The sequence below is a fragment of the Ignavibacteria bacterium genome, assembly GCA_041649015.1.
GTDB lineage: Bacteria > Bacteroidota > Ignavibacteria > Tepidaquicellales > Tepidaquicellaceae > CAIKZJ01.
In genome coordinates this window covers 401957-425873 of record JBAZNU010000002.1, presented here as the reverse complement: position 1 = coordinate 425873, position 23917 = coordinate 401957, and the positions used below count along the sequence as shown (strand labels likewise).

General features: G+C 36.1%; 20 protein-coding genes. 11 read left to right on the top strand and 9 right to left on the bottom strand.

Annotated features, from left to right (window positions below; all coding sequences use genetic code 11):
• Positions 1-85: 85 nt before the first annotated feature.
• The 8 genes from WC644_04985 to WC644_04950 all read right to left on the bottom strand — a co-directional run bounded on the left by WC644_04985 (position 86) and on the right by WC644_04950 (position 9098).
• Positions 86-832, bottom strand: a complete 747-nt coding sequence (locus WC644_04985; protein ID MFA5011291.1) for a c-type cytochrome — start codon at positions 830-832, stop codon at positions 86-88.
• 17 nt (positions 833-849) lie between these two features.
• Entirely contained in the window at positions 850-1770 is a 921-nt protein-coding gene (locus WC644_04980) for a hypothetical protein (protein ID MFA5011290.1), read from the bottom strand.
• Between the two features lie 11 nt (positions 1771-1781).
• Complete coding sequence (locus WC644_04975) at positions 1782-2507, bottom strand: RsmE family RNA methyltransferase (GenBank protein ID MFA5011289.1); 726 nt, start codon at positions 2505-2507, stop codon at positions 1782-1784.
• Between the two features lie 2 nt (positions 2508-2509).
• Entirely contained in the window at positions 2510-3928 is a 1419-nt protein-coding gene (locus WC644_04970) for a BamA/TamA family outer membrane protein (protein ID MFA5011288.1), read from the bottom strand.
• Between the two features lies 1 nt (position 3929).
• On the bottom strand, positions 3930-5846 hold the full coding sequence (locus WC644_04965; GenBank protein MFA5011287.1) for a DUF2723 domain-containing protein: 1917 nt from the start codon (positions 5844-5846) through the stop codon (positions 3930-3932).
• Between the two features lie 5 nt (positions 5847-5851).
• Positions 5852-6253 carry a CoA-binding protein gene (locus WC644_04960; protein MFA5011286.1) on the bottom strand — a complete coding sequence of 134 codons (402 nt, stop codon included), beginning with the start codon at positions 6251-6253 and terminating at the stop codon, positions 5852-5854.
• Positions 6254-6683: 430 nt separating this feature from the next.
• Positions 6684-7673 carry a hypothetical protein gene (locus WC644_04955; protein MFA5011285.1) on the bottom strand — a complete coding sequence of 330 codons (990 nt, stop codon included), beginning with the start codon at positions 7671-7673 and terminating at the stop codon, positions 6684-6686.
• Positions 7674-7841: 168 nt separating this feature from the next.
• Positions 7842-9098: a T9SS type A sorting domain-containing protein gene (locus WC644_04950; protein ID MFA5011284.1), complete on the bottom strand. Its 1257-nt coding sequence runs from the start codon at positions 9096-9098 to the stop codon at positions 7842-7844.
• Positions 9099-9665: 567 nt separating this feature from the next.
• Here WC644_04950 and WC644_04945 point away from each other — a divergent pair.
• Together WC644_04945 and WC644_04940 are read left to right on the top strand one after the other, a co-directional pair.
• On the top strand, positions 9666-10454 hold the full coding sequence (locus tag WC644_04945) for a hypothetical protein (protein MFA5011283.1): 789 nt from the start codon (positions 9666-9668) through the stop codon (positions 10452-10454).
• A gap of 30 nt (positions 10455-10484) precedes the next feature.
• Positions 10485-11003: a hypothetical protein gene (locus WC644_04940; GenBank protein MFA5011282.1), complete on the top strand. Its 519-nt coding sequence runs from the start codon at positions 10485-10487 to the stop codon at positions 11001-11003.
• A 60-nt stretch (positions 11004-11063) separates the two neighbouring features.
• Here the strand turns inward: WC644_04940 and WC644_04935 are convergent, their stop codons facing one another.
• Positions 11064-14036, bottom strand: coding sequence for a choice-of-anchor D domain-containing protein (locus WC644_04935; GenBank protein ID MFA5011281.1), 2973 nt, complete (start codon positions 14034-14036; stop codon positions 11064-11066).
• A 175-nt stretch (positions 14037-14211) separates the two neighbouring features.
• Between WC644_04935 and WC644_04930 the strand changes: the two genes are divergently transcribed.
• The 9 genes from WC644_04930 (at position 14212) to WC644_04890 (ending at position 23905) form a co-directional block, all read left to right on the top strand.
• Complete coding sequence (locus tag WC644_04930) at positions 14212-14877, top strand: hypothetical protein (protein MFA5011280.1); 666 nt, start codon at positions 14212-14214, stop codon at positions 14875-14877.
• Positions 14878-15079: 202 nt separating this feature from the next.
• Positions 15080-16234 carry a serine hydrolase gene (locus WC644_04925; GenBank protein ID MFA5011279.1) on the top strand — a complete coding sequence of 385 codons (1155 nt, stop codon included), beginning with the start codon at positions 15080-15082 and terminating at the stop codon, positions 16232-16234.
• A 12-nt stretch (positions 16235-16246) separates the two neighbouring features.
• A complete protein-coding gene (gene pruA / locus WC644_04920) occupies positions 16247-17803 on the top strand; it encodes an L-glutamate gamma-semialdehyde dehydrogenase (protein ID MFA5011278.1) in 1557 nt (518 codons plus the stop codon).
• 1 nt (position 17804) lies between these two features.
• Positions 17805-18044, top strand: a complete 240-nt coding sequence (locus WC644_04915) for a hypothetical protein (GenBank protein ID MFA5011277.1) — start codon at positions 17805-17807, stop codon at positions 18042-18044.
• 12 nt (positions 18045-18056) lie between these two features.
• Positions 18057-19280, top strand: a complete 1224-nt coding sequence (sucC, locus tag WC644_04910) for an ADP-forming succinate--CoA ligase subunit beta (protein MFA5011276.1) — start codon at positions 18057-18059, stop codon at positions 19278-19280.
• 91 nt (positions 19281-19371) lie between these two features.
• Positions 19372-20415 (top strand): guanosine monophosphate reductase, encoded by a 1044-nt coding sequence (locus WC644_04905; GenBank protein ID MFA5011275.1) that lies wholly within the window; start codon positions 19372-19374, stop codon positions 20413-20415.
• Positions 20408-21841 carry a deoxyribodipyrimidine photo-lyase gene (locus WC644_04900; protein ID MFA5011274.1) on the top strand — a complete coding sequence of 478 codons (1434 nt, stop codon included), beginning with the start codon at positions 20408-20410 and terminating at the stop codon, positions 21839-21841. Before WC644_04905 ends, WC644_04900 begins: the two co-directional genes overlap by 8 nt.
• 21 nt (positions 21842-21862) lie before the next feature.
• Positions 21863-22627: a triose-phosphate isomerase gene (tpiA, locus tag WC644_04895; protein MFA5011273.1), complete on the top strand. Its 765-nt coding sequence runs from the start codon at positions 21863-21865 to the stop codon at positions 22625-22627.
• 102 nt (positions 22628-22729) lie between these two features.
• Positions 22730-23905 carry a thiolase family protein gene (locus WC644_04890; GenBank protein MFA5011272.1) on the top strand — a complete coding sequence of 392 codons (1176 nt, stop codon included), beginning with the start codon at positions 22730-22732 and terminating at the stop codon, positions 23903-23905.
• Positions 23906-23917 lie beyond the last annotated feature (12 nt).

Sequence of the window (23917 nt, the reverse complement as noted above, 5' to 3'; positions counted from 1 at the left end):
AAAACAAAACCCGTTTGGTCTTTTCAAACGGGTTTTTCTTATATCAATTTTGTCCTGTATTAAGTTTCATTTAAAACTCATACTTCTATTTCTTCTGATTCTTCATTATGTATTCCGCAATATCAGCAACATCTTGATCAGTAAGCTTTTCATACGAATAGAACGGCATAAACTTAGCTCCGAATCTTACATGATAAACTATGCTCTTTAAATTTCCCTCAAAATCTTCATCAAATAGGGATGGTACACGTTTTACTGTTTTTCCGCCGTGGCAGAATCCGCATGTTTCTTTAAATAACTTTTCGCCATGCTGAATATCAGGCGTAAGACCCGCAATCTTTATCTGGTCTGCTTTTAACTTTGCTTTGTCCGGCTTTGGCAGCGCAATCGTAGTGTACTTGCTTTCTTTTACTTCACCTTTTAGAGATTCATAATATGCATTTAAGGAATTGATTTCTTCTTCAGTAATCGGTCTTCCCATCTTTGAAAAAGTTTCCCAGCAAAACGTAGCTCCGCCACCATTCTTTTTAACATTCTCACCTATAATCGTTCCGGCAAAAACAGATTCCCTTTTGTTTGCCTGAATTACGTCAGAAAAATACTTCGTGTTTGTTTGGTCTGTGTTTGTGCCGTCGCTGTGACAGTCCGCACATTTTAGTCCGGTCAAGTTTGATGCTTGATAAAATATCGTTTTTCCTTTTGCGGATAAATCATTAGAAGTACTTTCTGTATTATCTTTTTTCTTTTCGCTGTTTACTGATTGCTCTTCCTTCTTTCCGCAGGAAGAAATAAATATGCTTAATATTATTACAGCTAATAATATTTTTCTCATTTATCTATATTATAAATTTACTTTTTTGTAGTTCCGGTTCCTGTAATATTGGGATAGAAGTTAACACCTATGTAAAATGTTGCCCAGTTAATTGCCTTTTGCTGGGATTTTATATTATCCCGTACAGGTGTTCCGGGCGGGTCGTAAATATTCGCCGAGTATGTTCCTTCAGCATCGTTGATTGATGCATTGGTTCTGCCCCATTCAATCCTTCCCGACCTGTCTGTATTCTGCAGCAGAAGATTTGCAAAATCGTACTTTGCACCAACAAGTATTCCCCATTGAGGTGTAACCTTAAACTCTACACCTGCTCCTAATGATACTCCCATACGAAAATCACTAAACTCTATCTTTGTCGAGTCACTCGGTCCTGTTGTCTTACTTAGTTTTGCAGACATAAAGTTAAAGTTAAACTGCCCGTTCACGAACGGTGATATTAACTTTGTAAAAGAAAGTGGAGCAACTTCAATTCCAAGTCCAAGGCCGAAATTAGTAAAACTGTAATCATAGCTTATTGGTGTCTGTTGTATGTATGTCTGAGTGAAAACGGGTATGTATCCTGACTTTGAACCCTCAAATGTATTGAAAGTACTTAAGTTTAAAGAACCGATAAGGCGTGCTGTTTCATACTTGTCTATGTTAATTTTTGCAGTGCCTGCGAAGAATAATCCTGTTTTCGCTCCGTAGTTCTGACTTATTAAACTCTGATCTACGCTTGCAATTTCCCACGGAAATACAAACGTCGTATCAATATTTAAAGGTTGGCTTACGTACCTGTAACTGTTTGAGTAACTTATGTAGCTGCTTCCTCCCCGTAGTCCCATATCGGGATTCGTTAATCCCATTGAAAATTGCAGTACAAGCTTGTCAAACTGCGCGAATGATGTTCCTGTTATCATTACGCTTATTAAAATTACAAATAGAATTTTTGTTTTCATAATTAATCCTTTTATAGGTTTTTTAAATTTTCAAACACACTTATAATTGCAGCGGTCTCAGCTCTCAGTTTTCTTTCACCGAGACTTCGGACCTGCCAGTTGTTTTCTATTAGTTGTTGTATTTCGCTTTTGTCGAATCCTCCCTCTGGTCCCGTAAAGATACAAATATTTTCCTCATTATCCAATTTCGTAATTATTCCCTTTTTGTTTTCTGCATATTCGTAATAAACGTATTTATTCTTGTATACTTCGGCGCTTATAATCATTTCTTTCAAAGACATCGTATTATGAAGAACGGGTAAATAACATCTTTGCGACTGACCCATAGCACTTATCATAATTTTATGCAGTCTTTCCATTTTTGCCTTTGAAAAAGATGTTTGCAGTATCGAGTGTTTAGAAATAACAGGCTGTATCTCATACACACCCAGTTCCACTGCTTTCTCTACAAGAAATTCAAACCTGTCGCTTTTCCTTAATGGTGATAAGAATAGTCTTAGATTAATTTTCGGTTCATTTAAGTTATACTTCGTTTCGGTTATTTCACATTGTATCGAATCCTTTTGAATATTTACTATTTTGGTTACGTAAATGTTCCTAAGTCCGTCTGTAATACTTATAATATCATCCTTTTTCTTTCGTAATACTTTAACGAGGTGCTTGTACTCATAACCTTTAATTAAAAGAAGTTTGCTTTCTTTGTCAATATTTTCTGGTTCTGTGTAATAATATTCCATAATTAAAATGATGCGTCTAATGCTATTATTAATTGTCCCTTATAATCTGTCTTATATGGGATTTTTCTAAATCCAAGGTCAAGCCTTGCAACAAAATCGAACGGCAGTAAAAAGTTTATTCCCGCTCCGAATCCGTTCTTAAACTGTACGTCATATATGGATTCTTTTCTCGTCCAGACACCTCCTATATCGAAAAAAAGCGTAGCATACGCACCGTATCTGTATGAAAAACTATTTGCTATCGGAAGTTTGCTGATTATAAAATGGTCTGAACCCTTTACGTAAAATGGTTTCACAAGCGGTATCCTGAGCTCTAATGATGAAAATAACTTATCCTCTCCTTGTAATACAAAGTTATCCCATCCTCTTATTAAATTGTCATATCCCATAGATTCCTGCAGATAAACCGGTATCTCACCGCCTCCGAATGATAGCACTGAGTTAAACCTTCCGGCAAGAACGAGTGCATAGTCTTTTGTGATTTTTATCGGAATAAAACGTCTCAGGTCAGTTTGAAATTTGTTTACATCAATTACCCCTGTAAACATGCCGCTCCTCGACAACCTTGTAAAATAAAAACTCCCGTAAGTTGCAAACTTCTTGTAATCTCGTGTATCAAACGTGAAATCTATTCCCATCGTCGGGAAAAAATCATTGCCGTCTTTTGATACAGTTCTTCCGGGCTCATATTGAGATGTCCAGATTTTGTTTACTTGAATGTCTGCTGAAATTGAAGAATTCTGACCTATGTATTTGCCAACTTTTAAATCTGCTCTGAAATCATCCTGAGTGTAGGTTGGTACTTCGTTCTTATCAAATATAACTCCTATAGAATCTGATTTACCAACACTGCGTGGATAATTCCTCGAATATCTGATGCCGGTCTTGAAAAAGTAATGACTTTTTCCAAATATCCAAGGATTCAAATAGGAAGCAGAAATAAATGGTTCGTATCCAACACCGAAACTTAAATTCACTGCTTCGTTCATACCCCTGAAATTCTTCCACAAGAAATTTAATCCGCCCCATATCTTCTTAAGCGAACCTTCCTTGAACCCTCCCTGAGGTATAGGTAAAAAATAAAAGCCTTCCTCAAATTCGAAAACAAGATTAATTTTCGTTGAACTTAAAGGTGCCGGTATAACGTCAACTCGGTTAAAAAGTCCGAGATTATAAAGTCTTTTTACATCATTCTCAAGATACTCAAGATTAAACTTACTACCTTCTTTTAACATCATTTCCCTAAGTATTACTTCATCTTTAGTCTTCGTATTACCGATTAAAATAATACGCTCAACTATCATTTCTTGCATCATTTTAATATATGTCGAATCAACTTTAAGAGTATCGTTTAATTCAAATGAATATATATTAGTTACTGCAACTAATATGAATAATATTATAGGTATGTATTTTCTCAATCTATGGGTTTAATCCGCGCATTTCATTTAATCTCTTCTGCATTCCTATCGCGGTTCTATCGTTAGGTTTTATCTCTAAAGCCCTCTTTATAAGTTCTTCAGCTCTGTCAAGTTTGTTGAAATTCATCAGGAAACTTGCTCTGTTCAAAAACATAAAATAATATGCGTTCATCAAAAAAGTGTGATAGTAGTCGGTTTCAGTTGTTTTTGTGAAAACAATCTCAGGTTCTGCATAAGTTGAATCAAATTCCATTTTCGGTTCATACCGGAATAACAAACCCTCAGGTATTCTTGCATAATCTTTCATCATTCTTTCATTTTTTTCTTCTTCTATTTCAGAGGTCGTGTAAAATGCGTATTCCGGATTTCTGGTTATTATGCTGTTAAGAAGGTTCATGAATGCATTTTGTATAAGAATCAAATTCTGTTTGTCAGTTTCGTTCTTTGGTTTCGTATAATTTTCCGTAAATTTCTCAAATTTATACAACTCTTTTGCGTAAGTATAAAATTCCGCATTACTTCGTGAATACAATTCTGGATAGTGATCTTTCAAATGCTTTAAATACCACGATTTTCTCATCAGTTCCTTGTCAATCACAATAACGTCTGGTCTAATATTATGTACATATTGTTCGTAAAATGATGCTGAGACCCAGAAATCCCACTGCGTTGACATTATAATAGACTTTTCTCTTGCTGACCTAAAAACATTATTCGTGTATTCTTTAACGAAGTGGCTGTTTTTCAGATTGTTCTCATCATAATTTCCGTATATCGAAAATGCGGGTATAATCAGTGATAATGATACTGCAGCTAATCCGCTGATTTTCATTTTTGCAAACAAAAATTTCAGTCCCAACGCAAACCAAATCGATGTTACGACAAATGCCAGCAGGAAATACGTATCTATATCGTGTATGTCATAGTTAATCGCATATAGTATGTTAAACACAAATAGCAGTAATGTGAAATAGAAGAATCTCTTCTGTTTGAGAAATGTTTCAATGATACCGAATATTGCTATTATAACTGGAATGTAGAAAAACTCTTTCGGAAAAATATCTACGAAATGCGAGAATTGTTTCGATGCTGACCCGGTCGAAGTGAACATCCATACGCTGAATTGTTTTCCTGATACGTGCCTCATAAAATTATCCCATGTAACGGGATTTCCCCATGCAATAACAGTATTGTCTCCGCGAACGAAGAAATATACATAAACGGATAGTGCTAACACGAACGGAATTATCATATATAATATCTTCTTGAACGACATTTTACTGAATCCGTTAACCGCAAAATACAGGTATAGAAAACCTACACTGAGAAATATCGTTGATAGATGGTTTGTAAAACTTAATCCAAGCACAAAAGCAAATAAGAGCCAGTACTTGAGGTCGTAATCCCCTTTCACATATGAATTTCCTGCTTTAAGGTATAGAAACATCACCGTTACTACTAAAAGAACATGCAGTGAATATACTTCAAGAGAATTGGATGTATTCCAGAAAGTGCTTGAAAATGCAAGTACCATTGCACCGGAAAAAGAAATTAGAATTGCTGTTAGTGTATTCTTTTCATCCGTATAAAATCTTGTACTTTTATCCTGCTCTTTGTTAAGGTTAAGTTCTGTAAGTATAAAATACATCATGTTGAAGAACACGAGTGCAGTTATCGATGAAAGTACCGCACACATTATATTAAGCCTGTATATATAATCTCCTATAGGAAGCTTTGCAAATATACTTCCCAGTATTGTAAATAAAGGATAACCGGTTGGATGTGCAATCCCAAGCTTTACGCATACTGCCGCTAATTCACCCGTGTCAATAAAATACAAACCGGGAGCAAGTGTCGTGACATAAACTATAAACGGTATAAAAAAGGAAGCGATTGAAAAATATAGTTTTGTCTTCAATTCATCTACCTATTTAATTTATGCTCTATATAAAGGCATTTGTTTTCAACGTATATAAACCCGTTTTCTTCAGCCTTTTTCTTCGCTTCTTCGTTTATTACCCCAAGCTGTGTCCAGATTACATCAGGTCTATTCTTAAGTTTCATAGTTTCTTCAACAATACCTGGTACAGCAATTGGAAGTCTGAATATATCCACAATGTCAATCTTCTCAGGTATCTCGCTTAAATGTGCATAGCATTTTATTCCATCTACAACCCTGCCGTCAAGTTTTGGATTCACCCCGACAACGTTATAACCGTTATTCATCATGTAAATAGCAATTTTGTTGCTGTCTCTTTCCGGATTGTCTGAGAACCCAACCACGGCGATATTCTTGTACTTTTGCAGTATCTCTTTAGTATTCATTATAATGATTATTTATAATTAACAAATAATTTATCAAAACTAATCCAACAATTAAAGCTATTTTGTAATGCTTTTCACCATTAATAATAATTAAATCTCTGCGACCCTTGCCTCAAAATATTAATTCAACTTCTCTTAGATATAAATCATTTTCTTCACTTCGAACTCTGCGAACTTTGCGGTTAGATATTATTTTCATGCACTTAGCAATAGAATGTATTCTACTCTGTGACCCTTGCCTTATAAAAATAATTCTCCTTCTCTTAGAAATGAAAATAATTTTCTTCTATGCATACTTTGCCTTCATTGTGGTAAAATCATTCATCATTCCGTTAAAATATCTTCATATCTTTAATCTGAGATAATCCTTTCTTCAGTGCAAATCTGCGTTCAAAATTCTTTATGTCAGAAGAGGATTATCTAATCCCCATCACTTTATGTACTGAAAACTCTCAGCGCATTTCTGTATCTGTTTCTCATCATTAACCGGATTTGTATCGTTCACTATCCCTTGAATTATATACAGCATCTCGTTCCTTATTAAATAATAATGTATAACAAAATATCCGTTCGTTTTATCCGTGTTTTTTTGAAGCCATCTGTACTTTACCATTAATGCAGGCGTTCCGTTAATCTCTTCATTTCTCTTAATGATAATCGTTATGTCAGTAAACTTTTTCTTAAACGCATCGAGAAGTACCTCTGTATCAAGGTCCTGAGCTGTGATATCCTTAAAATCTGAGCTCTTTATCACTTCAATAAATACACTCGACCCTTTTGAATTATTCGCTTGTACGGGAAATGTACTATTGTCAAACACCCATGCCGTCGGAAAATTTATCATAAAATTGTACTCATCATTCTTGTAAAATCCTGTGTTCGAACTTTCAATGAACTGGAAGCTGTAAATGTATCCCGATATTTCAGACATGAATTTATCATAGTTATCCTTTGAAGCAACCTGTCTTATGATATATATCTTTTCCCCCCTCAAAAGCAGGAACTGCGATACTATCCCGTCTTCTTTTTCATTGTTAAAGTCAACCTTCATATACATAGCCGGGTTTCCTGAAATATCTGTGTAGTCATTCTCTGCAAGTTTTATGTTCTTATACCTTACCTTAAAATCAGGCATAAACGACCTGTACGAAAGCTGACTACTCGTTACCCCTTTATATATCTTGTCTGAATATACAACTATTTCTAACCTTGAACCTTCCTCACCCTCGGCAATCAATGTATCGCAATCCTCTGGCGATTGTTTTTCTGTCAATACCATCGACTTCGGAAGATTTATGCTGTAATTATGCTTGAGGTTCTTATAAGATACCGCAAACTGAGAAAATACTCTTGCTGGAATTACCAAGAATATAATTGAGAATATTGCTATTCCAAATATTATTTGCTTTCTGAAGTTCAAAGATTTTAGTATTATAATTAATTCTATATTGTGCGAATTAAAATATAATATTTATACTATAAAATCTATGATTATAAAATTTGATTGCTGCCAAAATGATATGATGTTTTTCAAAGAAAATCATCTGAATTTAAGCTGGAGATAATATTGAATGGTGTATATTCACTCTCACCTAACTATCAACATCTTTTTTGTTTCGGTGAAGTCACGTGCTATTAACTTATAAAAATAAACTCCACTGGAATTTTTTGCCGCATTCCATTCTACACTATACGTCCCCGCTTGAAAATAATCGTTTACAAGCGTTTTTAATACCCTCCCTGAAACATCAAAGACAGAAATCTTTACCGACGAAGAAATTGGCACGTCAAACTTTATTGTCGTTATCGGATTAAACGGATTTGGATAGTTTTGATATAACTTGAATTTATCTGGAGTAATTATTGGAGGAGGATTATACTTCTCTCCTCCTGTCGTAGTTCTGTATATTAACCCTTTCCATCCGGCTACAAAACCTGTATCGGGATTCAGAAAAAAAAGCGCATTAAAACGAGTCGTTGAATCTGCTACTGAATTAAACCAGTTATACCCGCCATTCGTTGTTTTAAACACTCCTGCGTAGTAATTTATGTAACCTGTCTTGCTATTAAGAAAAATTATATCGTTATAATATTGCGTATAATTGGTTGAAACTGTACCAATTTGAGTCCAGTTGTTTCCGGAATTATTTGACTTAAATACTTTCTTATTGAAGGAATATGAATATGCAATAGTGTCAGTTAGGAAGTCTATTGCAGCACATTTCTTGCCTATGCTGTCAAAATTCATATGAGTCCAATTTACACCTCTGTTTGTTGTTTTATTTATTCCTACGACATTATCTAATACAATCCATACATCCTTATCAAAACACAATATCTTTGTCGGTTCATGCCAATTACCATTGTACTGAATACTCCAATTATAACCCCCATCTGTTGTGAAATGATACGTATTGTACTTGGAAGCAATCATTCCGATATTTTCATCATAAAATTTAATCTTAAAGAAACTTGTAGGAATTGAATCTGTACAGAACCAGTTAATTCCTGCATTCGTGGTTTTGTATATGTAATTATTATTACCTCCAGTCCAACCCGTAAAGTAACCTGTGTAGTCATTTATGAAATTCAAATCCGTAATTTGAAACTGATTGAATTTTGTTGTCTGCCAGTTATACCCCCCGTTCGTTGTTCTTAATATTGCACCTCGCGTAATATTTGAATATTCGCCGCATGCATAACCCGTTTGTGCTGAAGTGAACTGAATTGTTAAAAGATCCAATCCGGCTTCTATTTCAGTAACTCTCGTCCAGTATGACTGGGAATATACAGAGATATTCGCTAAAACCAGAAATAATAACCCAATGAACTTTTTAACAGTCATAATATTGTTTGATTAGTAACTTCCTTTTGTTATGAGTTATCCAAAAACTTATGCAATTATTTGATAATATACAATACCTCCTGATATACACAAAAATCAAACTATTAAAGATTTATCTTGAATCTAAATTAACCGATGCAATTAGCTTTGAATAAAGAAAATACACTTAGCAAAATCCTTTATACTCTTTTTTTCATTAAACCAGTGTAATTTTATGCAAATACTTGTTCTAATACTTCATTTTCAATTTTTGAACGGATTAAATTCTTTTGCAATAAATGTAATATTTTCTTGACATTATGAAATTTTATAAGTATATTATTTGTTATGTTTATGTCAGACGATTTTAATCTATTTGTTAAATTGTCGCACTTTCAAATAAACCGCAAAAATAACCCACTTCTACACTTTAATCACACTGTACTAACACTGTCTTTACACTTGAATTACACAGTCCTTATATATACCTTTAATGGAAGCTATATGCGCCTTATATGGAAAGATTTTTACGCATTGAAAAATTGATGATAAAAATACCCAATATTTCATTAAATTAGCGTTACAATAATGGCAAGAATCAGAAGCGGTGTACTCGGTACACCAACCGGCAAAATTGGAAAAACTGTTTACAGACGGTTGAATAAAAAGACTGTTGCTTCTGGGTTGTCCGAAAACAGAAAGAAATCAAATTCTGAGGCTGTCATCCAGAATGAAAATCTTTTCGCTCAGGTGACTAAATTATGTAATTTTGTTAATAAATCTACTATAATTAAGAATGTCTGGAAGTTTTCTAAACTTCCCGGAACCTATACTAATCTTAAATTATTTAAACATAATTACAATTCTATCAGGTCTTGGGATGTTAGCTCTGATTTCCATATTCTTCCTGATAATTTACAATATTTCAATGAAGATATTTTGCTTTGTAAAGATAAACTTGAAATTCGGTTTTACGTTGATTATGCTGTAACAGTTTATAAAAAGCAGACAGGAGACTTCCTGCCGCCTTATGCTTTCCTTTCTCTAATTTATGCTAAAGACCCTGTAAGCCCAAAGTCAAAAATTAAAAAAGTCAGCCAGTTTCTTTCAGAAATCCAAACAGGTTTTCAAATTATTCCAAAGCAGAAATCAAGTTTCACATTTGCAAGTCAGGATGATTCTTTCTCATACATAGACGATTTTAATACCGTGATTGTTTTCCCTGCTATTGTAAGCCTTAATGAAACTAAAAAAACTTATGAGTGGGCTGAAAACGGAGGTTTCTATGTCAAGGGCTCAAAACCCGAAATAAGCTTGTACAACCCTCCCCCTGTTCCACCGGCATCTAATAAAGAGTCTTTTATTAAATTTGATTAAGTAAAACTATTAAAATAAAATATAATTAAAATGAAAAAACTATCATTGCTGCTATTTCTTTTGCTTCTTTCTTCAGTGTCTTTTTCGCAAAACAAAAACACTTTTAATGAATCCGAGTGGCTCGGGAACTGGACAGGTAAACTCCTAATCATAACCGCAGGCAAGTCAAGCGAAGTTAACATGTATCTCTCAATCTCAAAAACAGATACGCCCAATAAATATTCATGGAAAACTGCATACGGCGAGGGTGCTTCAAAATTGGAAAAGAATTATTTCATGATTGCAGAAGACATTGAAAATGGAAAGTGGATCCTCGATGAAGACAATACTATACTTATCGATTTCTTCTTTGGCGATAATCAATTCAATTCTTACTTCGAAACACAAAATATTCTCCTTAGTTCAAGATATGAATTAAAAAATAGTAAAATTTATTCTGAAGTTCTTTCTGCTCAGAAAAGTAAATCAAACATTACGGGATCTGGCGAGAACGAAGTTATATCTTATCCGGTATATGTTATTCAGAAAGCTGAGTTGACAAGAGAGTAAGAGAATTAAAAAATCACCACTCAGACGACACAATGTCTGAGTGGTGATAGTTAGTTTAACTTATTTAAGAACAACCATACGTTTAATACTATTGAAACTGCCCGCATTCATTCTGTAGAAATAAACACCTGAGCTTAACGAAGAAGCGTTGAAGTTTATGTCATAATTTCCTGCCGGCTTGTTTTCATTCATTAATGTTGCTACTTCTTTGCCGAGTATATCATACACCTTTATCGAAACAAATTCATCTTTTGGCAACGAGAACTTAATACTCGTTCTCGGATTGAACGGATTCGGATAGTTCTGCGATAAATCATAATTCGATGGAACTTCTCCCGCTAATCCGCTTATACCCACAGGTATATTCTGTCCGCCGCTGAAACACATTAGTTTTCCATTCCTGCATCCGGCAATGAATTCTGAAGTCGAGTTGCCGTCAATGCTGTTCAAAGCCGATACTCTGTCGGCCCTGAACGTAACCGTTGAACCGAATGAATATGTAAATAGCACTCCACCGGTTGCTCCGCTCAATACTAATACGTCTCCCGGTGTCTGCATGCCGACAATTACGTCCTTCTTTCCGTCTCCGTTTACATCGCTCAGCATATCAACTCCGCGAATGTATGATGCTCCAGGTGAGTATGTCCATAATGTACTTTGTGTTTTTGTATCAATCCTGAAAACAGTCTGTGGTCCCGAAAGAGTGAAATCAGGTGAACCGTTTGAATCGAGGTCATCCAGTACTTTAATAAATCCTGCGTTTGCTGACCCAAGTGTTACTGTCCACATTTCTGCACCGGTTTCCGCTTCTATTGAAAATACTTTTCCAGAAAAACCGTAAAAACCAAGTATTTCTTTAGACGTGTCTGCATCCGTTGTCGGTATTACTCTCATGCTCCATGTTTTTCCATTCACGTTTGAAAATGCCCATGTACCGTTTCCAAGGTTATCTGTTCCATGAACTGAATATGCACCCGCATTGCTGCCCCAGCCAATAGCCGCGCCGTACTGCGTTGATACTATATCACCAGTAAATTCTGAATTCTGAGTTACGTAAAATATCACATTACCGTTCAGTCCGTTAACGCATATTATTGCATGTCTTCCGCCTGTACCGGAACTACCCGTTCCGCTTGCGGAGATTAATACATCATTAACTCCGTCACCATTAAAATCTTTGTCAGCTCTTACGCCTTCAATATCGCCGTCTGAATATGATATTGAATCACCATACGCCCAGATTTGCCTTCCTGTCCTGCCCGATATTGTATACACCATTTCATTACCGCCTCCGCATCCGATTACTACATCCTGTATTCCGTCACCGTCAACGTCATCGCGTATCTGCATTGCGTCTTCCCATGCAACAGAACCCGTGTTGTTATTATCATACCCTGTGTTAAAAGACCATAGTATATCTCCGTTAACTGAAGCATTACCGTTCCAGCAAGTTGTTAAATAGTTGCCGGATGATACAATTAAATCGTTTACTCCGTCTCCGTTCACATCGCTAATCTGTTTCATGCTCGTTGGTTGAGGATCGTCCGATGATGTAAAAGGATTATCCGGTGTGTTTGCTGCCCATAATGATGTTCCAAGCAAAGTCGGATTTGCATTACCCGTACCCGTCAATGAAATCTTTGCAACAGGTAAGTTCGTTGCATTTGAGTTTATCTTTAAAGTATCGTTAAATGTCGCACCTGAATTTGGATTAAACCAAATCCTGAATACTTTTGATGCTTCCGGTAAAATGGTATAAGGGAATTGTATTCCTACCGTATCAATTCTGTATCGTGCTGTATTGAACTGCATCGATGAAATGTCTAAGTTCGCATTTCCCTGATTTGTTACCGTAAACAGGTAACCGCAAAGTGAATTTACACGTCTTTGCTGATAATCAAAACTGTTTGCCGATAGTGCAATAGTAGCACCGGTAAACACACCCTTTCCTTTAAGATTAACTAACTTTATCGGTGTTATCAAATCATTGCTCGCAAGCTGAAGCTGTGCTGATAATGTATCGTAAGCAAGCGGATTGAAAGTAACAGTGTAATCTTTATTCTGACCCGGATTAATCGTATCCGGTACTACTGATGGAGTTATTCCGAACCTCGGATTCGTTATGTTCTTTCCGGAAATTATAAGCTTAGCGACTCCGTTGTTCGAGATGTTAAGAGTCTGGTTTGATGTTGTACCAACAGGTACATTCCCGAAATCAATAAGATTCGTCGATGTCGTTATCACAGGATTACCCGAACCTCCAATCTGATATTTATACAAAGTTCTGTAAGCAGATGCAGTTCCTCCCGGTCTGAATGCCATAAGCCATAGATTTGTTCCGTCATAAAAAAGTCCTTTAGGATCGCAGTCACCGTCTGAGTCAGGCGAAGGAAACGAGAACAATGTATCTCCTGTTGTCTGGCTGTATGCATAAATCCGCTCAGGTTCCGATTGGAAATTATCGTTCACATAAAATATCGTATCGCCTTTTACGGCAATCCCCTGAACTTGTCTTCCTCGTAACGGTATTGTGTCTACTGCCAGCTTTGTCGCCAGATTAATCTTGTATGCGAATGCATTTGGATATGTAGCGAAGTCAGGCGAATAAATAGCTACCCATAAATGATTACCGTCCAGTGCTATGCCGCCTATTCCAGCAAGTGTTGAGTTCGTGTAAATACTGTCAACTTTTGCACCGAGTGAATTAATCTTGTATATTCTTCCCCCTGACGATCTGTAATCTTCTGCAATCCAGAATCCTGTCCCATCCCATGCAAGGCCGTGGTTGAATGTAAAAGGTGTTACCAGACTGTCAACCATAACACCCTGCTTTGTGACTTTGTACATCATTGATGTAGGATAACCTGTTCCGTTAAAGTCGGAACCTATCCAGAGAGTATCGTTGCGCTGAGTTATTCCCCATAGATAATTGTATGAATTAAAATAAGGGAAAGGGTAAGCGCCCGTTATTGTTTGTGAATTTGCCTGTATAAATGAGGCAAATATAACAAGCAAGATAATTAAGTTTTTCATAATTTTTGTTTAAATTATTCAATAATGTATAAAATTTCCTGAAACAATTAAATGAAAATATTTTGTCACATACTTTTGAATAAGTAATTGTAATTTCAGTCTCTAAATTTAAATATTGCTTTTTGTTGTAAGAGTGTTTAATTTTAGCTTTCTAAACTAAACGAGGGAGTGTAAAATGAAATTGCTCTTTAAATCCGTACTGTCTGTTTCAATTTTGTTTGCAGTTGCATTATTTCTTTCAGGATGTGTTAATGTCGATCAAAAGACAAAACTCAGTTCTGATGGTTCAGGGTCTATGAGTGTAAAATATTGGACAAAGTCATCCAATGTCTCTGGGGATGAGCTTTCAGGTTTTGGTTTTACCGAAGCTAAAGTTAAATCTAATTATACTTCATCTAATACTGAACCGAGTGATATTAAGATTGAAAAGAATGCTACTAATGATTCAATGTCAGTCGTTACACTTAATGTTAAATTTAAAGACATCAACAAACTTTCCGATGCCTCTGCCTTCAAGAAAATTAAAGCAAGCTGGGTAGACGGGAAGGAAGGCAAGGATTTCAAATACGTCCTTCTTCAGGATACTTCTAGTGCAAAGAACATGGGTATGGAAGAGTACAAACTTACTTACGAGTTTGAATTCCCCGGTGAAGTACTTGCTACAAATGGAGTTAAAGATGGTCAGAAAGTAAAATGGGAAAAGACAGTTGCCGATTTGAAAACTGACGTTGAAATGACTGCTACAGTTAAAGCCGGTAAGAAATGCGGTCTGTTCGGTATGGAACTACCGATAATATTCCTGCTTGGGATGGGATTCATTTATCTCAGAAGGAGAAAATAATCTAAGTCTTGTTTATGTAAAGGGCTGATTTTTCTCAGCCCTTTCTTTTTCCGGCATTAAATTAATTTATTTCCCAGTTTTGATGATCTCCATCAAATCTGTTTGTTATCCTTTATTTTTCCTAATTGTGTCCATTTCATTTATATATAGGACTTTCTTTTTAAATTGAAGTAAGACTTCATTTTAGATATATTTACTTTATATGAAGAGATATTTCCTAATATTCCTTTTCGCGGTATTTTATTCTAATGGGATTGCTTATGACTTCACTGAAGTTGATAATCTGATTCTTAAAGGCATCGTAAATAAATTTTTTCCGGGCGCTGCTTTATTAGTTGGAAATGAGAACCATATAGTTTATGAGAAGTACTATGGCGGACTTACTTATGATGAAAGTGAGGAAGGTGTCACGGAAATTTCAATGTACGATTTAGCTTCGCTCACGAAAGTAATCGCAACTACTTCCGCGGTAATGAAGCTTTTCGATAAAGGTCAAATTGACCTCGATGCAAAAGTTTCTTCGTATCTTCCTGAATTTGCAGCAAACGGAAAGGAGAATGTAACAGTGCGGAATCTTCTTCTTCATAATTCGGGATTAAAAGCGTGGATGCCGTTTAACCAGTTTTGTTCTTCACGGAAAGAAGTCGTCGAAACAATTATGAATTCCCTTCTCGAGTATGAAACAGGAAAAGGTTATGTTTACAGTGACCTGAATTTTATAACTCTCGGACTGGTGATTGAAAAAATTACTGGTGTTTCTTTATCCGAATATTGTAGTGCGGAAATCTTCGAGCCTCTTAACATGGAGAATACAATGTTTACCCCGTCCGATGTAAATCACATCGCTCCAACTGAATACGACAAATCATGGCGGAAAAGACTTCTCAAAGGAGAAGTGCACGACGAAGCAGCGTCAATGATGGAAGGTGTATCTGGCAATGCAGGTTTGTTCTCGAATCCGAGAGACATTTACAAATTAGTTCGCACTCTATTAAACGAAGGTAGGTACTACAATCCTTTTACAAGAGATCTTAGAAAAGAAATATTATTCAAACCGGAAACTGTTGACCTGTTTACTAATAAGTATATTACTGACGTTTACCAGAATACTCGTGCTCTGGGCTGGGATACTAAACAGGAACCAATTGGTAAATACCGCTCAGCTTGCGGTGAACTGATTTCTGAAAATTGTTTTGGTCATACGGGATATACAGGTACGAGCGTTTGGTGCGATAAAGAAAGAAAAATTATAATTATTTTTCTTACAAACAGAGTTTATCCGTCAAGAGGAAATGACGGTATTAGAGAAATAAGACCGGATCTGCACAATTTAATAATAAAAACATTAACTAATTAAAAATTATATAATATGGCAATCGCAAAATTTAAGAATGAACCGTTTACTGATTTTACGGAAAAGAAAAATAGAAAAGCTTTTGAAAAAGCTCTTGAAGATGTCAGAAAAAGATTTAGCGTGGAATACCCTCTTATAATCGGAGGTGAGAAACTTTATGCAGATGAAAAGATTGTGTCACGCAATCCTTCGAATCCTGAAGAGATTGTCGGTACTTTTCAGAAAGCATCAGTAGAGCAGGCACTTCATGCTGTTGAAACTGCATACGCAAAATTTGAAGAGTGGAAACATGTTAGCCCTGCAAAACGTGCTGAATATCTGTTTAAAGCAGCAAAACTAATGAGAAAAAGAAAGCATTATTTCTCCGCAATGATGGTGTATGAAGTCGGTAAGAATTGGGCTGAAGCAGACGGTGATACAGCTGAGGCAATTGATTTTATAGAATTCTATGCAAGGGAAATGATTAGATATAGCAAAAATCAACCTCTTACAAAAATAAAAGGTGAGAAGAATAAACTCGAATATTTACCTCTTGGAGTTGGTTTTGTTATCCCGCCGTGGAATTTCCCTCTGGCAATTTTAGTGGGTATGACTACAGCTTCAATAGTTTCAGGTAATACAGTAGTTCTTAAACCTTCAAGCGACTCTCCGGCTATTGCACAAATGTTTGTAGAATTAATGGAAGAAGTTAAACTTCCAAAAGGTGTGCTTAATTTCGTTACAGGAGGTGGGAGTTCAATCGGTGACGTTCTTGTTCAGCATCATCTTGTTAGATACATTTCATTCACGGGTTCTATGGAAGTTGGATTAAGAATAAATGAACTCGCAGCAAAGAAACAACCTCAGCAAATTTGGATTAAGAGAGTCGTAGCTGAAATGGGCGGTAAAGATTCAATAGTAATCGATAAAGAACTACATAGTTTTGATGATGCTGTTCTGGGTACCATTCAATCCGCATTCGGATTCCAGGGACAAAAATGTTCGGCATGTTCTCGAGTGATTGTTGACGAGAACATTTATGATAAATTCTGTGATGCACTCGTTACAAAAGCGAAAACATTAAAAGTAGCACAGGCTAAAGATAATCCAAACATGGGTCCTGTTATTAATGAAGGTTCTAAGAGTAAGATTATGAACTACATTAATACTGCAGTAAATGAGGGTGGTATTATAATTCACGGAGGAAAAGAAATTGAAGGCGGTTATTTTGTCGAACCAACCATTATTAAGGATGTAAAACCAATGGATACCATAGCTCAGGAAGAGATTTTCGGACCGGTTCTTGCAGTCATTAAATCATCGAACTTCGATGAATCCCTGAAAATTGCAAACAACACAATGTTCGGTCTTACCGGTGCAGCTTATTCAAGTAATAAGAAGAATTTGCAAAAAGCCGACAGTGAATTCTTTGTCGGTAATCTTTATCTTAACAGAAAATGCACAGGTGCTCTCGTGGGCGTTCATCCGTTCGGTGGATTCAACTTGAGTGGAACAGATTCAAAAGCTGGCGGTAGAGATTATTTATCTCTTTTTACTCAAGCAAAATTAACAAGCAAGAAAATAATCAAATAAAATGAATCTGATAAGATTTATTGCTGCTGTCTTCGTTCTTGTTGTTATCCTGAGCTGTGACAGGATTTCAGAAAGAGTAGAACAAAAGGTAAATGAAAAAATTGACCAGACAATTGATAAGGGTCTGGAAAAGGTAGATTCGGCTTTCAACAAGAAATATTTAGATTCATTAACAAAGTCTCTTGAAAAAGTTGATTCTATTAAAAAGGATATAGAAAACAAATTTAAAGATAAAAAATAAAACCTAATAAAGATGAAAATACACGAGTATCAGGCTAAATCACTTCTTAAAAAATACGGCGTTGCCATTCAGGATGGAATTGCAATTAGATGGATGGAAGAATTCGACAACGCAATTAACACACTCCGCGAAAGAGGAGTCCAGCAGTTTGTCGTTAAATCACAGATACACGCAGGTGGAAGAGGTAAAGGTACAGTCTACAATAAATCCAACCGTGAAGAAGTGGTCGTTCAAGGCGGAGTAAAGTTCTTTGGAGGTAATGTTGATGCTGCTAGAGAGTACGCCTCAAAAATTCTCGGTAATATACTTGTAACCCATCAGTCAGGTGCTGAGGGCAAAGAAATTCAGACGATATTTATTGCAGAGGGTCTCGATTATAAGAAAGAACTGTACTTAAGCATACTTCTCGACAGAATGAATTCGAAAGATGTTATTATGGCATCTACAGAAGGCGGAGTTGAAATTGAGAAAGTTGCCGCAGAAACTCCGGAGAAAATTATTAAAGTATGGATTGAACCTGGACTTGGTATTCAGAACTTTCAGGCAAGAGAACTTGCTTTTGGATTAGGACTTGAAGGTAATGCCTTTAAAGATTTCACGAAGTTTATTATCTCACTATACAAAGCTTATATCGATCTTGATGCATCAATGCTGGAAGTTAACCCTTTAATCATTACAAATGACGACAGGATACTTGCTCTCGATGCCAAGATTAATCTTGATGACAATGCGATTTTCAGACATAAAGAGTACGAAGCATTGCGTGATCTGAATGAAGAAGACCCGCTCGAAATAGAAGCGTCAAAGTCCAACCTGAACTACATTAAACTCGACGGTAATGTGGGGTGTATGGTAAACGGTGCCGGACTTGCAATGGGTACTATGGACTTGATTAAAATTGCCGGCGGTGAACCCGCTAACTTCCTCGATGTCGGAGGATCTGCTTCGGCTGAAACAGTCGAAAATGGTTTCAAGATTATACTTACAGACCCTAATGTGAAAGCAATTCTTATTAACATATTCGGAGGTATCGTTCGATGCGATAGAGTTGCTAACGGTGTTATTCAGGCTTCAAGAAACCTGAATCTGAGTATTCCTGTTGTGGTAAGACTGCAGGGCACAAACGCGGAAGAAGCAAGACGTATTCTAAACGAATCTGGATTAAATCTTATACCTGCTGATACATTGCAGGATGCAGCTGATAAAGTAACACAAGCATTAGCTTTAGTGAGTTAATTGTTTGTACTAAAAGTGATTATTTAGGAAAGCTTAAGATTACTTCTTTTGCTTTCCTTTTTAAATTTTAACAAGTAAATCTTTAACAACTATGTCGTACAAAAATATATTATTTGAAGATTCATTGACTTATGACGATGTATCTTTACTTCCTAACCAGATTTCTGCAGTTGAGCACAGAGCAGACTGCGACACATCAATAGAATTTTGCGGTCTAAAACTAAAGGTTCCTATTATAGCATCTCCTATGAATACTGTCTGCGGAGGAAAAATGGCAAAAGCATTAGCTGACCACGGTGCTCTTGGAATTATTCATAGATTTAATACTGCCGACGAGCAAATCTCCGAATTCAAAGAAAGTAATCTTAACGGCTCAGATTTCAAGTCTGCAGCTGTTGGTATTAATGCGAATACTGAAATTGAAAGGCTAAAGAAACTTGCTGACTATGGAGTTAGGATATTCTGTGTTGATATTGCTAACGGCGGTTCAAGAATGATAGAGAAATTTCTCTCCTCGATTAATTCTACTGTAAAGGAATATAAACTAAAAATTATTGCCGGTAATGTTGCAAGTTATGAAACAACGAAATTTCTTATAAACTTAGGTGTTGATGCGATTAGAGTTGGTATAGGTAATGGTGCTATGTGCTCAACATCCATAAAATCCGGTATTGGTATTGGACAGGTCGATGCAATAGTAAGAGCATTAAGTGCAAAAGACGATTTAAGAAGCAACGTTAAAATAATCGCAGACGGCGGTATCAGCACTCCCGGAGCGATGTGCAAGGCGATAGCTCTTGGTTGTGATGCCGTTATGTTTGGACGCGTTCTTGCAGGAACCGACGAGGCTCCGGGTGAAGTTCTTAAATATAGCAATCAAAGATGGAAGAAATACTGCGGCTCTGCTTCTTTTGCTGTTAAGCAGGATAACAAGAATTACATAGAAGGAGAAGAATCTCTGGTTCCATATAAAGGTAGTGTTTCGAAATTAATAAAAGAATACCGCGAGGGGCTTCAATCATCAATGAGTTACCTGAATTCAAAAGATATTAATGAATACCAGAAGAAAGCAACTTTTGTAAAACTTACTTCACATTCATTTCTCGAGAGAAAACCACAGGTAGATAATGCCTGAAATGCCGGATAAGCATGAAATTCTTAAAGTTTACTGGTTTAGAAAGGACCTCAGACTTAAAGATAATAGAGCATTGACAAGGTTTATTGATGATGTAAATCACGGGGACAAGTATATATTCATATACATTAAGAACAAGGATAGTTATAATTTCTACGGTGAAATGCGATTAGCATTCTTGAAAAATTCATTAGAAGAACTATCTTCAGTTCTTAAGAAAATGCAATTATCTTTATCTGTTCTTAAAGGTAATAGCATAGATGTTTTTAAAATGCTTTTAAAGAAATACAATCGTCTTACCGTTTTTGCAAATAGTCAAATCGAACCATATTCTATCTCACGTGATAATCTTGTATCGGAATTCCTTAACAGTTCAGGAAGTGAACTTAAGTTATATTATGACAATATGTTGTTTGAACCAAAAGAAGTTGTTAAAAATGACGGAATGCCTTATAGTGTTTTTACACCCTTCAGCAAAAAATGTTATACTTTGATAAATGAAAACCACTACGCCTGTTTAAATCCTGATTTTGATAAATTAAATCCTCATAATTGCATTTCCATAGATTCAGAAAGACTGGATAAGTACAACCAATCCCCTGTTTTCAAAGGAGGTAGAAATGAAGGTCTGATGTTTCTGAAAGATTTTTACAAAAATGGTCTAAATAAATATAAAATACAAAGAGACTTCCCTTCTATAAAAGGAACAAGTCTGCTTTCTCCGCATCTTCATTTTGGTACTGTAAGTATTCGTGAATGCTGGAGATGTGCTCTTGATAAGATTAAGAAAACTGTTGATTCTCCCAATATTAAATCCTGGATGAATGAGCTTCTTTGGAGAGAGTTCTACTATCATATAACCTTCCATTTTCCACATATAATTAAAGGTGCTTTTAAACAGACTTTCGATATGATTGAATGGAATTATGATAAAACATTATTTGAAAAATGGTGTAACGGTACGACAGGATTCCCTATAGTAGATGCAGGTATGCGGCAGTTAAACAAAAATGGCTGGGTACATAACAGAGTCAGAATGATTGTCGCTATGTTTCTAACGAAGGATTTGTTCATAGATTGGAAATGGGGCGAGAAGTATTTTGCTCAAAAACTGGTGGACCTTGATTTTGCCTCAAACAATGGAGGTTGGCAATGGAGTGCTTCTACAGGATGCGATGCTCAACCGTACTTTCGTATCTTTAATCCTTATCTGCAAAGTGTCAGGTTTGATGCAAATGGATCATACATAAGAAAGTATGTTGAAGAATTGAGAAATGTGCCTGATAAGTATATTCATAAACCTGACGATATGTCTGAAGAGCAATGCATAAAATATGGTGCTTCTGAATATCCTAAACCGTTAATAGACCATCATGCAGCAAAAGAATACACAATAACACGTTTTAAAAAGCTATACGAAAATTAAATAGAATAAATTTATAAAATTATGAGAAAAAAATTAATAGCAGGCAACTGGAAAATGAATAAGTGTTATTCAGACGCAAGAATACTTATGAAGGACATTAAATCTGCAGTCACAAAAGAAATTGCTGATATCGTTGACGTTGTTATTTGTCCGCCGTTTATTTCCGTTCCGGCAGCATCGGAAATATTCAAAGGTACAGGAATTAACTTCGGTGGTCAAAACATCCATTATAAGGATGAAGGAGCTTTCACAGGCGAAGTTTCAGCTTCAATGCTCAAGGAAATTGGCTGCAAGTATGTTATTCTCGGTCATAGTGAAAGACGTCAGTATTTTCATGAGACGAATCATATTATAAATTTTAAAGTAATCAAAGGTCTTGAAAAAGGATTAATACCCATCTTATGCGTTGGCGAGACTCTTGAACAAAGAGAGCAAGGTCTTGAAGTTAAGGTTGTTGACGAACAGGTCACAATGTGTCTTAAGGATATTAATGCTTCTCAATTGGCTAACGTCGTTATTGCTTACGAACCGGTTTGGGCAATAGGTACAGGAAAAACGGCATCACCCGAGCAGGCTGATGAGATGCATAAAGAAATCCGTAAATCACTCGAGAATCTTTACAATGCAACTGTTGCCGGAACTACAAGAATACTATACGGCGGAAGCATGAACGATAAAAACGCAACAGAACTTCTCTCAAAACCTAACATAGACGGAGGTCTTATTGGCGGAGCTGCTTTAAAGGCAGAGAGTTTTCTAAAAATTATCGAAGCCGCTATTCAGTAGAAATATTGTTTTTGTTGTTATTAAAGGAATATTTTTAATAAATATTTTGTTTTAAATTTATTCCTTTGCAATAGAATTTTGATAAATTTAAATATTATTTGAATGAAAGAAGTTGTAATCGTTTCAGCTGTAAGAACCCCAATTGGTAGTTTTCAGGGTGTTCTGGCGGCTCTGACTGCACCTCAGCTCGGTGCAATTGTCATTAAAGAAGCTGTTATGCGGGCGGGAATTAAACCCGAGGATGTCTCAGAAGTTATTATGGGAAATGTCCTTCCGGCAGGTGTTGGTCAGGCTCCGACAAGGCAGGCATCAATTTACGCAGGTATTCCAAAATCCGTCCCTTGTATGACAATTAACAAAGTTTGCGGCTCAGGTCTGAAATCAGTTATGCTTGCAGCTCAGGCAATTATTGCCGGCGATTCTGATGTTGTCGTTGCAGGAGGAATGGAATCAATGAGCAATGTCCCCTATTATCTTCCTAAAGCAAGGAGCGGTTACAGAATGGGAAATGGCACTATAATAGACGGTATGGTTAACGATGGATTATGGGATTGCTACAATAACTTCCATATGGGCAATGCCGGTGAGTTATGCTCAAAAGAACTTAATATACCTCGAAAAGAGCAGGACGACTTTTCAGTTGAAAGCTACAAACGTTCACTGAATGCGATTGAAAAAGGACTTTTCAAGAATGAAATAGTTCCCGTTGAAATTAAGGATAGAAAAGGTGTTGTTACGGTTACTGAAGATGAAGAACCTAAGAAAACAAACTTTGAAAAGGGCCTTGCACTAAAACCTGCTTTTCAGAAAGACGGTACTATAACTGCTTTTAATGCCTCAAAAATTAACGATGGTGCATCAGCATTAGTGGTTATGTCAAAAGAAAAAGCAGAGGCAAAGGGAATTAAACCTCTTGCTAAGATAATCGCACAAACTTCATACGCTCAGGAACCTGAATGGTTTACTACGGCACCTACTTATGCGATACAAAATGTTGTGAAGAAAGCAAATATGAATATTGATGATATAGATATATTCGAAATCAACGAAGCTTTTGCGGTGCAGGCACTTTCCGTTATTAAAATGGCAAAACTCGACGCTAAAAAAGTTAATCTTAACGGCGGAGCTGTTGCTCTCGGACATCCAATCGGTGCTAGTGGAGCGAGAATACTTACTACACTGATTAATGTTCTTCAGCAGCAAAACAAAAAGAACGGTTTAGCTACCTTGTGCATCGGCGGAGGTGAAGCAAGCGCTTTAATTATTGAAAGAATATAATAAATATTTATT